This window comes from Solihabitans fulvus (assembly GCF_008386585.1).
In the GTDB taxonomy this organism is placed as follows: Bacteria; Actinomycetota; Actinomycetes; order Mycobacteriales; family Pseudonocardiaceae; genus Solihabitans; species Solihabitans fulvus.
Window position 1 is genome coordinate 1 of the sequence record NZ_VUOB01000296.1, and the last position, 350, is coordinate 350.

Sequence of the window (350 nt, forward strand, 5' to 3'; positions counted from 1 at the left end):
GGGTCCACTTTGAGGGCCCGTAGCTCAGAGGGTATTTTGAAAATCGAAAAATGACAAGACCAAGAAATATGTACACGGTATCCTTCCTCTACAGGATGGTGTGGTTCCCAAGTCTATGGGATCCACCAAGTTGGCTGTGAAAAAATTATAGAAAAACTTTTTTTTTGCTCTAAACGAGCATTTACCGGAAAACGGTGAGGGTCAGAGGGTTGTGCTTCGATATGAAGGTGCGTCGCCAAAAGTTTTGTTTTTTGCCAAAGTTTGAGCTCCGTGCGATGGTAAGTTTTCGAGTTATAGGAAAATAGGTTCAAAAATCGATCCATGTATGTACGAAATTTGAACAGTGCTGG

At 42.0% G+C, this 350-nt stretch carries 1 protein-coding gene; it reads right to left on the reverse strand.

What is annotated here, in order from left to right:
• Positions 1 to 113 precede the first annotated feature (113 nt).
• Positions 114 to 350, reverse strand: a 237-nt coding sequence (locus tag F0L68_RS44225; RefSeq protein WP_223199643.1) for a hypothetical protein, incomplete at its 5' end; no start/stop codon positions are given.